The 15,001-nt window shown below is 30.0% G+C and carries 11 protein-coding genes; 7 read left to right on the forward strand and 4 right to left on the reverse strand.

Translation table 11 applies throughout. The features are described from left to right. Positions 1-59 precede the first annotated feature (59 nt). The 3 genes from I0K12_RS09765 to I0K12_RS09775 form a co-directional block, all read right to left on the reverse strand. Complete coding sequence (locus tag I0K12_RS09765; protein ID WP_231372732.1) at positions 60-452, reverse strand: hypothetical protein; 393 nt, start codon at positions 450-452, stop codon at positions 60-62. 267 nt (positions 453-719) lie between these two features. Next, complete coding sequence (locus I0K12_RS09770; protein ID WP_196887525.1) at positions 720-2,492, reverse strand: ATP-binding protein; 1,773 nt, start codon at positions 2,490-2,492, stop codon at positions 720-722. Then, positions 2,492-3,667: a hypothetical protein gene (locus I0K12_RS09775; RefSeq protein ID WP_196887526.1), complete on the reverse strand. Its 1,176-nt coding sequence runs from the start codon at positions 3,665-3,667 to the stop codon at positions 2,492-2,494. The genes I0K12_RS09770 and I0K12_RS09775 overlap by 1 nt, the downstream gene beginning before the upstream one ends. A 249-nt stretch (positions 3,668-3,916) precedes the next feature. On the opposite strand from I0K12_RS09775, the gene I0K12_RS09780 reads away from it, so the two are divergent. Both I0K12_RS09780 and mnmE read left to right on the forward strand, forming a co-directional pair. Further along, positions 3,917-4,060 carry a hypothetical protein gene (locus I0K12_RS09780; protein ID WP_196887527.1) on the forward strand — a complete coding sequence of 48 codons (144 nt, stop codon included), beginning with the start codon at positions 3,917-3,919 and terminating at the stop codon, positions 4,058-4,060. 48 nt (positions 4,061-4,108) lie between these two features. Then, entirely contained in the window at positions 4,109-5,509 is a 1,401-nt protein-coding gene (mnmE, locus tag I0K12_RS09785; protein ID WP_196887528.1) for a tRNA uridine-5-carboxymethylaminomethyl(34) synthesis GTPase MnmE, read from the forward strand. Positions 5,510-5,796: 287 nt separating this feature from the next. On the opposite strand, the gene I0K12_RS09790 is transcribed toward mnmE, so the two are convergent. After that, entirely contained in the window at positions 5,797-6,723 is a 927-nt protein-coding gene (locus I0K12_RS09790; RefSeq protein ID WP_196887529.1) for a hypothetical protein, read from the reverse strand. Positions 6,724-7,848: 1,125 nt separating this feature from the next. Between I0K12_RS09790 and I0K12_RS09795 the strand changes: the two genes are divergently transcribed. From I0K12_RS09795 to I0K12_RS09815, 5 genes are all read left to right on the forward strand, one after another. Continuing rightward, entirely contained in the window at positions 7,849-10,839 is a 2,991-nt protein-coding gene (locus I0K12_RS09795) for a hypothetical protein (protein WP_196887530.1), read from the forward strand. A gap of 7 nt (positions 10,840-10,846) precedes the next feature. After that, positions 10,847-12,493 (forward strand): hypothetical protein, encoded by a 1,647-nt coding sequence (locus tag I0K12_RS09800; protein ID WP_196887532.1) that lies wholly within the window; start codon positions 10,847-10,849, stop codon positions 12,491-12,493. Between the two features lie 6 nt (positions 12,494-12,499). Next, entirely contained in the window at positions 12,500-13,894 is a 1,395-nt protein-coding gene (locus tag I0K12_RS09805) for a retron St85 family RNA-directed DNA polymerase (RefSeq protein WP_196887534.1), read from the forward strand. 192 nt (positions 13,895-14,086) lie between these two features. Further along, complete coding sequence (locus tag I0K12_RS09810; protein WP_196887536.1) at positions 14,087-14,365, forward strand: hypothetical protein; 279 nt, start codon at positions 14,087-14,089, stop codon at positions 14,363-14,365. A gap of 60 nt (positions 14,366-14,425) precedes the next feature. Then, complete coding sequence (locus tag I0K12_RS09815; protein WP_196887538.1) at positions 14,426-14,953, forward strand: hypothetical protein; 528 nt, start codon at positions 14,426-14,428, stop codon at positions 14,951-14,953. Positions 14,954-15,001 lie beyond the last annotated feature (48 nt).

A 15,001-nucleotide genomic window follows, 5' to 3' on the forward strand; every position in this document is an offset into this window, starting at 1 on the left:
TATTAAAATGTTGTTTTAATATGCTTTGGTAATATTATATATGAAATAGGTTTATGTTTTTATTTCTTGTAATAATATATATCGCCAACATAGACTTTAGTTTGTTTTATTGTGTCTCCATTAATAGTTACAGAAATATATGAGTCACCTAAAAAATCAATATTATCAATGTCATCTCTAGTTGTAGTTTTTGACTTATAGTCAATGTTATGAGGGAATGGCAAAAATGGTATTTCATAATCATGTTCTTTGATGAAAAGTCTTTTAAAAAGTTTATTATCAGAATTGTGATCTCTGTTAAAATCAGTTATAAGTTTTTTAAGTTTTTCTGAGTTTTTTGGAGGGTTTAAAACCAAACATATTTGATTTATTTTTCCGTTATGCATCTCAGTCATATGATCCAGTACGATTATTTTAGAATTTGATAAACTTTTATAATATATAGTCGTCAATATTCCGATCAGTAAAAGGGTAGATATGATTATTATTTTCTTTTTCATATTATGATGTGATTTAATATGTCTATTACAGAATTCCTATTGTTTTTATAATATCTATAACCATAAAATTTCTTCGATAATTTAGTTTTCACAACAGCAGATTTTCAAATGTAAATGAACTCTTAGAAATAAACAAAAAAGCATATTAAAATATTGTTTTAATATGCTTTGGTAAAATTTGGTATTAATCTTCTTATTTTTTTGTGATGAATTCGTTCTTTAATTTTTCCATGAGTTTGTTATTTTTTGAAAATCAACATTTTCAAGCCATTCTTTTTTCCATTTTTCTAAATAGGGGATGTCATTTGAAGAAGGTTCATTTTTACATCTATCAATAAGTATAATAGATGGCATAACTGTCGCTTCACCAATTAATAATGCTTCACCTGATTGCAAAGAAGGTAGAATATCAGTGACCGATCCTAAAGAGTCAGGAAGAAGTCTTTTTACATAATTTTGATCATCTGGATTTGTCAATCTCATTGCTATATAGTTATTGCATTGTGAAAAAATGGTCTCTGAAAGTTCAGAAGGTCGTTGACTTATTATTGCTAATGATATTCCATATTTTCTGCCTTCTTTTGCAATTCGTTCGATTGAAAATTTTGAAGATTTAAAACGAGCTAGGTCACTTTTTGGCACATACTTATGTGCTTCTTCATATACCAAAAGTAAAGGCATGTCATTGTCTCCAACTTGCTTTTTATAATAATATGAGTAATCAAATAACAAACGAGATATTAACGAAACAGTAATACTGAGAACTTCAAAAGGTACACCGCTTAAATCTACAATGGTAATATTTGATTTAGCATTTTTTCTATTTTCATTATCATAGCCATAACCCAAGAATTGTCTTAAAGTTTCTTCAAAACTTATTTTTTTACTTTTATCTCCAAATAGAAATTGTCTCAATCTTTGAGAGTTGACTTTTGTGTTTAATCTAGATATAAATTTATCTATTGACCCATCACTAAAAGCTCCTTTTGAAATTCCATGACCAGCAGCTGCACTTGCTCTTCTTGGAGAAGAAAATTCGTAAACTTTTTTAAAGTAATGTTGATATTTTTCTGAATCGGATTGAAATATTTTATTTTCATCTGAAAATTGAATATTTAATTCGTTCTCAATATGCCTTGTTTCTTTTCTTAAATTCTGAAGACAATTCAATATTTCATCGATATCAAATTTAAGAGGACTATCAAAGAAAATTTTTGATTCAGATGGGTTTTTATATATTTTATTTTCAGTAATAAGCGTACGTAATAATGATGATTGATTGTAATTATTATTATCACCTGATTCTAAGAATAACTCCTCTAACTCATCCCCATTAAGTAACCAATATGGAAGTATTAGGTCATTAATATTTATATAATTTGATTCTGGAAAAGCAGAATTGTATTCCGAATGGATGTCAAATATTATGATGTGAGAATTATTTAATCCTTTAAAATCAGAATTTTTTTCTAGTGTAGCATTTTGTAGCACTTTTGCAGTAGTATGTGATTTGCCAGAACCTGTAGAACCAACAATTGCAAAATGTTTATTAAAAAATTTATTCCCATTAACTGGTACATCAATTCTATCTTTTGATGAATGTGAAAGTTGAGCAAAACAAAATCGTTCATAACTACTGTCCTTATTTCCGCTTGAATAAATAGCTTGAATATCTTCTTTAGAAGCTGTAGTAGCTTCTTTAGGAGGTAAAGCTATCGAATCTCCACCTCGTCTAAAAGCACCATCTTCAATAGTTCCTAAAGGATTGGCTTCAATTATGTATTTTCTTTCTCCATTTTCTGTAACTTCAATAAGAAAACTTTCAATAATTGCTATTAACTTTATGTCTGAACTTTCATTATCTGCTATTTGAATATATGAACCTACTTTTAGTTGTTCAGCACCTTTAAAAGCGTTGAGGTCATCTATTTTAATCTTAACTTTATTGGGAAGAACCGCTATTACTTCACCGTTTACTTTTTGTTCTGCCATTAAATTATGTTTTTAATTTCATCAACTTTTCCTACTTGAAACTGTATATGTTTTTGAGTAAATGAAATGTTTAAAGGTTTCTCTAAATAAAACTGATATATTTCACCAGTTCTATCAAGTTGATCTATGGTTTGGTTTAATTCTGATAGGTTATTAATGAATTTGAAAAAGAGTTTATTTTCATAAGTTGGCCTTAATTTGATACTTGTAACATTGAACGAGGCGTTTAAAAAATCGTATCCATCACATATATTATATCCATCTTTTTGTAATTCTATCTTTAATTTAATAAGCTTTTGAGGTTCTATTCCATGAAAAAAAATATATGGTACAAATCTATCTGGTGAAGGGATAGTTTTAGTTTTGTTTTTGCTCCATTTTCCTTTTAGTGTAAGTACTAATTCTTTTAATGTTGATGTATCCGTTTGATTATTTACCTCTATAATAAAAAATCTCTCATGTGGCTCTTTATTTAATTGACTTTTAAAGAAATTTTTATGAAGTAGTTTAATTCTTTTCTCAGCAGTTAATTCATCATTAAATACAGATTTAAAGACTATTTTTTTTCCTTCAGAAATGAGTTTATCTAATTGTTCTTTAGAGCAAGTTCTTAAATTTTTATTTGAAGGTTCATTTTTTGTTACAATATCAAGTAGGTGACTAGAAATTATTGAATAATACAATTCTGCTTCTTCAATTGATTTTGAATATAGTGTTTTTATTTTTTCTATTACCTCGTCATATTGAGTAACAAAGTCATGGGCATGTATTAAAGTAAAGTTTTGGATAAATGATGTTTTTTCTGAATTATTATAATTAACAGATTCTTTACCTATTAACGAGTCTAAATCCAAAATAGAAAGTGTTTTTTTCGCATAAGGGACACCTTTTAAATAAATATATAGAATGAATTTTTTAGACTTATCAACCTTATGCTGATTTAATAGTTGTAGTAAAGGTTTCTTAATTTTTTGTTTCTGTTGAGAAGCTGAGTAGTCTGTATTATGATATTTGACTTGTACAAAGTAATTGTCAAATTCATAATCTTGAAGCTGTTCAATTCGAACAGATTTTGATGAATTATTAAATATTTCAATTAAAGTGCGGTCAAATTGATACTTAAACCCTTTTATAGCTATATAACCTCCGTCCATTTCTAATTTTTTTTTAGTCATAAAAAGAAGCTTTTATGATATTTAATATGTTTGAATTATTATGTTAATACTTTAAATGTAGTAGTATGATATTCACAAATATATGTTCTTTTTATTAAAGATTAAAGTGATTTTTAACATTTTAAAACATAAAGATTTAAATGTTTTTAAAATAAACGTTTTGTAATCAAGAAAAACACATTTGCAAAAAGGAAAAACGAAAATGTAACGAAGAAAAACGCATTTGTAGAGAGGAAAAACGCAAATGTAATGGGGAAAAACGTAATTGTAGAGGGGAAAAACGCAAATGTAACGTGGAAAAACGTAATTGCAGAGGAGAAAAACGCAAATGTAATGAGGAAAAATGCATTTGCATTCTATCAAAACAGAAATGTGATCACTCCATTCTATTAACACCCATTTAAAATCAAAGTTTCGTATCTTTGCCAAAAATAATTTAGGATGATTAAAAATGATTCCATAATTGCTTTAGCAACTCCTTCTGGAGTAGGAGCAATTGCAGTTATCAGAATTTCGGGTAAGGATGCTATAGAGATTTGTAACAAGCAGTTTCAATCTATAAAAAATAAGAATAAAGACTTAACAGAAGCGAAATCACACACGCTTCATTTTGGAAATATAGTCGATGGAGATAGAATCATCGATGAGGTTTTGGTTTCTCTATTCAAAGGACCAAATTCCTACACAGGAGAAAATACAGTAGAGATTTCTTGTCACGGTTCTGTATATATCCAACAAGAAATTATCCAGCTTTTCTTAAAGCATGGTTGTCGTATGGCAGATCCAGGAGAATTTACACTAAGAGCTTTCTTAAACGGAAAGTTAGACCTTTCGCAAGCAGAAGCCGTAGCAGATTTGATTGCTTCTAATTCGGCAGCATCGCACCAAGTAGCAATGCAACAAATGCGTGGAGGATTCTCTTCTGAAATCAAACAATTAAGACAAGAATTATTAAACTTTGCTTCTTTAATCGAGTTAGAATTAGATTTCAGCGAAGAAGATGTAGAGTTTGCAGACAGAACAGAGTTTAGAGAATTAGTAGACAAGATTCGTTATGCTTTAAAACGCCTAATCGATTCTTTCTCTCTAGGAAATGTATTGAAAAACGGAATTCCAGTAGCAATTGTTGGAGCGCCAAATGTTGGAAAATCTACTTTACTAAACACACTTTTAAACGAAGAAAGAGCAATTGTATCGAATATTGCAGGAACAACGCGTGATGTAATCGAAGATGAGATGAACATCAACGGAGTTGCTTTCCGTTTTATTGATACTGCCGGAATTCGTGATACAGAAGATGTGGTAGAAAGCATCGGAATCCAGAAGACTTTCGAAAAAATAGAACAAGCGCAAGTAGTTTTATATCTTTTTGATTCGAACAACGCACTACATAGCGACGAAAGAACAAAAGAAATCCAAGACGAGATTCAAAAGATTCATGATCAGTTCCCGAATAAGAAATGTATCGTGATTGCAAATAAAATTGATTTAGTTTCTGAAGAAGAAATCAGAGAAAAATTCAATTTTGAGCATTTAGTTTTACTTTCTGCAAAAACACAACAAGGAGTGGAGCGTTTGACAGATTTATTATTAGAAATGGCAAACACAGGAGCACTTTCTAACAATGAAACAATCGTTACAAACTCGCGTCACTTCGAGGCTTTATCAAACGCATTAGAAGAAATGAATAATGTACAGTTTGGTTTAGATTCTGAGTTAAGTGGAGATCTTTTAGCAATCGATATTCGTCAAGCACTGTACTATTTAGGAGAAATCACAGGAGAAATCACAAATGATGATTTATTAGGAAATATCTTTGCGAATTTCTGTATTGGAAAGTAAGCTTCGGCTACGCTCAGCTACCGATTTTTATAAAAAGATAAATTCCCCTCTTGAGAGGGGCTAGGGGTGTGTTAACCTCCTAAACATATAAAATAAAAAAGCTCTTCAAGTGAAGAGCTTTTTTTATGTTTTAACTATTGTATTTAATAAACTTTATCACGTTTGATTTCATTTAAATTATATAGAATTTCAAGTTCCCCTCTTGAGAGGGGTTAGGGGTGTGTTTTAAAATAATTAAAACTCTCTCATAAGATTTTAAACGTGATAATGTCTATGATTTTTAATTATTAGTAATAAATATATTCAATAGTAGTAGTTTCTGTAGGACTTCCATTTTCATAAGTTTTGGTAACCGTACACTCTGTAGGATAATCATCCGAATTATAAGTGTATTCGTAATCCGTAGTTTCCACCACTTGATTAATTGCATTTTTCATAAGAGTTTGCAAGTTATTGTTTGTAGAAGTGCGAAAGAAAATGGTATTTTTTAAAGCTTCAGGCTGAATTGCTTGAGATGGACTTTTCTTAGTGTCATACGAATATGTATTATAATTTGTACCTCCTCCAACTAAATGTTTAAACTGTATAAGGTTTCCAGAAGCATCATAATCAAAATCATATTGGTAAGTCATAGTTACAACATTATCACAAGAATTTAAAGTCTCGCTATAATTGTCTTCATAAAGAGAATGGATGTTTTTATATCCATTTCCATCAAATTCGTATTCATCCTTTTTTAATACAGTAATTTGCTCTGCATTATTAAATGTTAATTCAGCACAAGTCTCAACGATTTGCTCACCTTCATAAGTAATATACTCAACAGAATTCACATTTGGTCCAGACGGACTTTCGTAAGTATCGATAATTTTTACTAGTTTTCCTTCTTCGTACTCATATTCATACGTAGATTTTTCTAATAAAACTCCATCTTCATTTGTTGTGCTAGTGAATTTTGATACAAATCCTTCTGCATTGTATTCAAATTCATCTAAATTTTTAACGAAGTTGTTCGCATCATAATGAATAATACCCTTGATTTTTAGATCCCCAGTTTCGTTGTCTGGATCATCTGGATCATCCGTATTATCAGGATCATCTGTGTTGTCAGGGTTTTCTGTTTCGTCGTTGTTTTCAGGTAAAAGATTGCTATCATCGCTAGTACATGAAAATAATGTAAAAAAAGTGGCAAGGATTAGTAAAGTTTTTTTCATCTTTTTATTTAGAGTTGAATTTTCAGCGAAGGTATTAAAATAATGTAATAATTAAATGTTAGAATTAGTAATAAATGATTTTATTTATGTTAAAAAATGTTAAATGTTTCTATTTACAACTTGTTCTTAACTTGTGATAGTTTAAAAATGATAGATGTTTATTTTAGAGGGTTTTAGTTTTTTATTTTAAGTCTTTTATAGGTTGTTTATTGTAATATGTATTACTGTATTTAAGTTAATATTTATGGTATATGTATTTATTTAAGACAAAAAAATAGAAAAACTGCTTTTTTATATTAAAAAAACACGTATATTTGTCATGAGAGATTTTGTTAGCATAACTGCTGTGGTGTTTCGCCATGGTTGAAGTAAAGTTCTTATTACATCACTACACGTCAATGACATTCAGCGTGCCTCTTAGGTACTATGGGGTACTATTATACCTTGTAATGCTGAGATTCATTGACATTCCTTAAGGTATAATAGTACCCCATAGTACCCCCGTCACGCCTACAGTGATTGAAGGTAGTACTAGGAAAGATTTTGTAACAAAATTATAATATATAGAAATGCGATACTTTTAGTGTCGCATTTTTTTTACCGTTTTATGAATTTTCACTTTCATTCCTTGGAGAGTCACACTACTACAGATTCTGACAAATGAAAATTGTGTAAGAAAACACATTCGTTCTTAGATTGTTTTTTGAAAATTAAGTTTAATACTGTTTTAAGTTCTTTTTTAATATTAGAGTTTTATTTAAATCAAGTAAATATCGCTGGCGCGAGTTTATAACTTGTGATTGTATAAATACTAAAACAATGGGCACACTTTACAAAAGTGCGCTAGGTTTTGAATTAAAAAATTAAAATCTGACATTTCTTTTCTCATGAAGGGAATTTGATATTTTAAAACTAGACTTAGATAAATTTCTTTTAAACGATAATTTTCAAAAAAAAAGATGCATTAGGGATTGCAGCGGCATCCTTTTGCTGCCTGCATATTTGCAGCAAAAGATATAGCGGAAAGCCCGACCTGTTTCCTGAGTTTTTGCAAACGAAGGAAAAAGGGAATGCCCAAAAAAAACTGGAACGAATTACTGATAAATAATTGCGAAAACTAAAAAAATGGAATTATTAAAAGAAATTTATCCTCCTAAAAACGAGGAGGAGAGAAGACAAATTGAAGAATTTTTAGATTCGGATTCCTCTTTTTTAAAGAGAGATCATTGGAGGCAATTCAAGAGTTTGTATAAAGCGATGGAAAACAATCCGGTAGAAGTGGAATTGTTTGTTTCGATGTTTTTGCGTCTTGAAAATATCACAGAAGCGGATATGAATGCGGAAGATGTGCAACCATCTAACAAGACAGTTGTATATATGAAGCGTCGTATTCGTCGTTTTATGCGAGAATTAAAGGACGAGAATTTTTCGCTTTATGCTAAAATTGCTTTGGATTTACTTCAGAAAACTTCTTTGGAAAGCACAATTATTCCTTCGTATTTAAATGGAGGAAAATATTATGCAAACGATTTTGAGAAAAAAGAATCGTTCCAGAAGCCACAGCAGTTTTATTATAATTTAATGCGTCATGGAGTTTTGGATGAATTGAGTCTGAAATTTGCTACGACTTATGTTTTGTTCGGAGAGTCTAAGAATTATGTGCATTTAAACCATACAAATGGAAAGGTTTTCTATGAGTATTGGCATTTTAAAAACAATGTAAATGAGATTCCGAATTTAGAACTTTGGAAAGATTTTGATTTCGATTATAAAACTTTCTTTTCTTCAGACAAGGCTTATCCTTGGTATACTTATGAGTTTTTATACTTTGTTTTAAGAGAAAAAGGAATTGCTTTAGAAGATTTATTGGAAAACAATACACAGCTAAAGATTTGTTTAAATTCGCCTTCTTCACATCTGAAAATTGCTGCACGTAAAAAAGTAATGAATGCTTTAAAGGCAGAGAAAATTGTTGCTTTTGAAAATATTGCACACACTTTTACGATTGCAAATTCGGAGGATCAGAATTGGATTTATGCAAACTATGCTAAGAATTTAGAGGAGTTTGAGAAAAACCAATTCAACAAATCTTTGATCAATATTATTATAACGAAAAAAGAGGAGTTTTCTGGGAAAGTTCGAAGAGTAAAAGAGAAAAATATTGTTAGTTATTTGGAGAAATTTCAGTTGACTAAAAAAGTTCCTTTCCGCAAGATAAAAGATATTTCTCCGTTGATTCTGAAATATGGGAATGAAAGTTCGGTTGCAGATATTTTTAATATGATGTCTTCGGATGTTTTAGAGCATATTGTAACGTTTTGGTACAATTCTATTAACAGAGAAGATGAGTATCAGTGGCAGAAATTTAAGGAAGTTTTCAAAATGAAATTTACAGATTTGAATGCGGAAGTAAAAAGCGTTTTGCCAACTTTATTATTCCATGAGAATGAGGAAATGAAATTATTTGCTTGGGATTTTGTTGCTGAAAAAGTAAAGAAATCTTTAGTGTTAGATTTAATTATCGAGAGTAGTGTAGATCCAGAATTATATGGAACTTTAAATCATATTCCTGCTGCAATGCGTGTGTTGAAAAGAGAAGTGAAATTATTGACTTTTGATACAATTCGTTCGAAAACAAGATGGAATACTTCGCTTAAAAACTTATTATTCTCGAACCAAGCTTTAGAAGAAATCATTTTTGAAAAAGCAAAAGATGGTGGATTGAAAAAAATCTATTATGGAGATGATATCATCAAATTTATTGAGAATTTCAGAACCGAAAGTTTTATTAGAGAACTTCTTTTAGATAAAAAAATCAAGAGTAAGATTATCGAAGAGATGTCTTCTTATTGGTCGGATTATATTGTGCGATCTTTTGCAAATATTATTGCGAAAACAGATGATCTTTGGGATGTAGTTTTAAAGTACACTAAAAAATCTTTAAAGAAAAAACCTCGTGCTTCTTTTGTTGCGGAATTAGTAGATAATTTGACTAGAAATAATAAAGAAGTTTATAAAAAATGGATTTTATTGATTCTAGAACAAGAAGATGAAATTTATAAGCACGCAAAGGAAACTATTTATACAGATATCGTTCAGATCATCGAAAGAGCTGCAAATAATAATCAAGAAACAGTTCCTTTAATCGAAGATTTCGGATTTGAGTTTGTAGAAAAAATATTAGAGAAAATTTCACTTACAAGATGGGTGAAATGGTTCGGAGTTTTAGAAGATTCTGCTTGGAGTCAAGTAGAAGAATATGTGTATGGAAGAATTACAAGAATTTCGCAAAAATCAAATATTTGGTCTGTAATTTTTGAAATATTCTACACAGAAGAAGGAATTGTAGAAGGATATAAATCTGCAAGAATTTTAGAGAATGAGCGAATGTTAGAATTGCTTTATAGTCCAGCGAATTCTTTCATTTTAGAATTGAAAAATCCATATTTAGAAAATGTTTTAGAAAAATGGATTTTACAAAATAAAGCGCACATTCAGAGAGATGAGAATTTATTATTTAAAATAACGATTCACAGATTGCCAAAAGTAAGAAATTACGGTTATGATTTCATTCGTGAAGAGCAACCAGAAATCAATTTATTACTTCGTTTGGCAGAAAGTGGAATTCCAGAAGTTTTAGAATTTACGATGGAACTATTTGAAGCAGTAAAACCAAATAGTCCGAATGAAGTGCATACGATTTTAGCACTTTGTGATAGTCCAGTAGCAGATGTTCGTGAACGAGGATTTGCAATGGTAGAAAAACGTAAAGAAACTTTAGATTATACAGAGTCGAATCTTTTAGATTGTTTGGCAGAACATCCAGATGTATTTATTCAACAAAAAGTAGCAGAAGCGATGTTGGAAATAGAAGCAAAGGAGCCAATGAAATTTTCTAAGAAGTTTGACAAACAAGTGATGCGTCAGAAAAACATGGGAAGAAAAACGAAAGAATTAGTGAAAAATCGTTTGGAAAATACTCAAGATTTAGATGCAGATATGTTGTTTGAATTAGCAAACGGAAAAGATAAGAAAGATGCAGAGTGGGCAATTTTACAATTGACAAAAATGGCTCTGATAGATGAAAATTCAGTTTCAAACTTTAAATTAATCTAAAATTTCTATGAACGTTACACAACAATATTCAAAACCAAGTACTGCAAAAAGTGATGCAAAAGGTAGTACTTTCGATTTTTCTGCTGAAGTAAACAGAAAACCAGTAAACTTAAATGCATTAATAAAAGATAGTGGTTCTTATGCAAGAGTGATGCTTGCACTTCGCCAGGTTGTAGTAGGTGATTGGAGAACAAAACAAGTAGATTATTCTGCATATCAAGAATGGGTAAATGAGCAATATTTAAAAGAATTGCCAAATTATCTTGGAGATATGGAGCAGCACAAAATGAAATTGATGCAAGAAAAAGAAGATCTTGCATTGAAAAGAAGAGTGCTTTCTACAGAATTATCAAGATTGAAAAAAGGAGTTTCTAAAGCTAGAAGACAATATTACGATTGGCTTTACAAACACGATAAAGATAAATGGTATGTTTTAGATCCGGTGATTAGCGTGCATGAAGACGCAGTGATTTTTGAAGCTTTTTCTTTAGACGAATCTGTTTATGGAAGAGTTTCTGTGCCTTCGCATAAATTGGAAACTTTTGGGAAAACAGAATATGGAACTACAAATATTGACTTTAGTCAACCTTTAGCAGATGAACTTTACAGAGTTCGTAGTTATCGTCCGGCTTGGTTAAATGTAACTTACGATTCGGTTTCGATGTCTACTGATATTGGAGAATCTGTAGAGAAGAAAATTGATTTACCAGAAACATGGGTTCGTGGATTCTTACAAGTGCAATCTGCTTCTTCTTTAGAAGGAACAAATTTCCAGATGAAAACACAAACAATGGCAAATGTGTTGGGGATTTTAGAAAGAAATAAAGAAAAAGAAGGACCACGCTCACTGAGATTTAAATTCGAAAAAGGAAAACCAGTAGAAATCACGATTGAACCTTGGAATATGAAAGTTCAAGATACGATGATTTATGATGGAGAATTCGAAGGAGAAATCAGACTTTGGGGAAGAAAACGATTTACAGTACTGAAAGATTTATTGACACTTTCAGATGTGATGGATATTAAAATGTTGGGAACTGGAATGCCTTCTTATTGGAGTGTAGATGTAAACGGACACCGTTTGGATGTAGGTTTTTCAGGATGGACAGCAAATGATTGGGCAGGAAAAGCAAACTTCGATTTATTAGCTTCTACAGGAAAAGCAAACCAAGAATTGGCAGAGAAAGCTTTCCAATTATTGATGCAAAAATTGACTTTGACACCAAAAGAATTGGCAACGTATTTACAAGTAGAACAACACAATGCTACAGCACTTTTACAAGAATTATGTAAGAGCGGACAAGCAATGTATGATCATTTGGTAGATCAGTATCGTTACAGACAATTGATTGTACAAGATATTGAAGTAAAAGATGCAGAAGAGGTAGAAAGAAATTCATATGCAATCTCCCTTTACAAAGACGGAAAAGTAACGCTAACAGCTGTGGAGTCTAATGAGTATAATTTAGAAGTAGAAGGAAAGAATACTTTTAAAACAAAACTAAAATTAGACAAAGACGGAAAAGTGCAGAGAGCAGAATGTACTTGTAGTTTCTTTAGAAGAAATAAACTGCGTCAAGGACCTTGTGGGCATTTAGTTGCTTCTGTTTTATTTGTGCAAAATATGTCTAATATCCAATCATCAAAAAATTAAATCGTTATGGCTGAAGAAAAAAACTGGAGAGAACGCATCAAAGAAGTTGGAAAAGAAGCGTTCGAAATTGAAGATATGATTCGTCTTGGTTTTCTTAAAATGGATAAGGAAACTTTAGCTGAAATTCTAGATAAACAAAAAGTTTATAACAAACTAAGTAATCGTTTTCATAAGATAAATCGAGAGCTAGATTCGGATGTGGATATTACGCCATATATCAAAATAATTCGTGAGAAACGTATTAAAGAATCTAGAGAAAAACGAGCTTTACGCAAAATAGAAAAAGAGAAAAAAACAGCAGAAAGAAAACAGAAAATTGCTGAAAAGCAAGAAAAAATGCCATCGTATCTTGGAGAAGAAATTTCTGCCGGATTAAAATATGAAGGAACAAACGAAGAAAGATTAACAGCTTCTGAACTTCCTTTGATTTCTGATTTGAAAGAATTAGAATCGAAAAGTAGCATTACGGCAAAACACTGGCAATGGTTAGCTTTCTATAAAAGAGTTTCTAATATTGATCATTATAGTCGTTTTACAATTCCGAAGAAAAACGGAGATGTTCGTAAGATTTCTGCGCCTAAAAAACGTTTGAGAGTTGCACAAGAATGGATTCAAAATGAGATTTTATCTAAGATTGAATTACATGAAAAAGCATATGCTTATAGAAAAAATGTTTCGATTGCGGATAATGCGAAATTGCATCAGAATGCTAAAGTTGTGATTCGAATTGATTTAAAAGATTTCTTCCCTTCGATAAAATTTAATCGTGTGAAAGGATTGTTTCAATCATTTGGTTATAGTGAGGCTTTAGCAACTATTTTTGCGTCTGTTTGTACGGATTCTGTAATGGTAAAAGCACAAATGAGCGAGAAAGTGTTTCATGTTTCTATGGGGAATAAATTTTTGCCACAAGGAGCTTGTACTTCGCCAGCTTTGACAAATATTATTTGTAGAAAAATGGATAAACGTATTGAGAATTTTACAAAGAAAAATGGAATTCGATATACGCGTTATGCAGATGATTTGGTTTTCTCTTCGGAAGATGAGAATATGAATTTGAAAAGCTTTTTTGCTTGGATTCATAGAATTATTAGAGAAGAAGGTTTCCAGATTAATGATGAGAAAACTCGTGTGATGCGTCCGAACCAAAGACAAGCTGTAACGGGAATCATTATTAATGAAGGAGGAGATATTCGTATTTCTAGAAAAGACATCCGAAAGTTTAGAGCTTTTATTCATAATTTCAAATTGAAAGGAGAAGAAGAAGTTCGAGCGCAAATCGGGAAGAATCCAAACCATTATTTGGAAGGATATCTTTCATTTATTCGCATGGTAAACAAAGACCAGTTTGAGAAAATGAAAGCGTATGCGGAGAGTAAGTTGGAAATGGAGATTATTTAGATAAAATATTTAAGAGCAGCACCTTTTTTTGAGGTGCTGTTTTTTTTTGAAATAAACAAAAATAAATGGGATTTAATATTGTAGGAGTAAAAGATTTTATCAATGATTTGAATGAAGTTATTAATTCCATTTCTATTTGCAAGGAGAAGAGTGAAACTCATATATATTTTGAAGTTGGATAAAAAGTTTTAAATGAAAATAGAAACATTAAAAATACTTTACAGAGAATTAATAATTCATTCAGATAATGGAAAAAGAGAGATTCCAAATATGGGTTATTTGATTTATGAAGTACATAAAATGACTAAAGAGCCTAAAATTAATTTAATTCAATATTTAAATTTATTGGTTGAAGAAAATATTTTAGAGAAAAATAATTTAACAAATAAATATTATTTTAGCAAAAAAGAAATGAAAAGTCAGAATGAAATTGATTATGAAAATTTAATTCAGAAAATGAAAAAATTGTAATTATAAATATAACAACTTTGTAAACTAAGTCAGCTATGCTTAATTAATAGAACAAAAAAAATGAAACACTACTTCAAATACAAAAGCTTCTATATCAATATTGATAATGAAAATATCACTTTTACAGATTCAGGAAATTGGCAAGAAGTAAGGTCAATTCAAGAGAAAAAGAATAAAGTGCAGCAAACGGAAAAGAGGAGTTTGTTTTCTAGAATTTTTAAAGTTTTGGGTATAATTATATATTTATTATTTTCATTAATAGGTTTGTGTTTTTTTGTAAAATCTTTTATAGAAACAGGTGTAGAGCTTATTGTAAAAGATTTTAAAGAAGTTATCATAAAACAAGAATTTTATATTTTTAGTGTTTTACTATTAATCTTTTTTATTAACAATTTAATAGTAAAAAAAAATAAAAATTATGTCCAAAAAATAGCGCTATTACAGAAGCAAATTTCTTTAAATGATATTTCTGAAATTTTGATCCAAAACAAAGTTGTTAAGATAAAAACAGAAGAAAAAGAAATTGAATTAGATAAAGTTTCTTCAAAAGGAATTGAAATATTTTTGAAGATAAAAGCAGATTTGTGAAATTTGAAAAAACACACCCCTAACCCCTCTCAAGAGGGGAATTATAAA

This window comes from Aureivirga sp. CE67, from assembly GCF_015767245.1.
Lineage (GTDB): Bacteria > Bacteroidota > Bacteroidia > Flavobacteriales > Flavobacteriaceae > Aureivirga.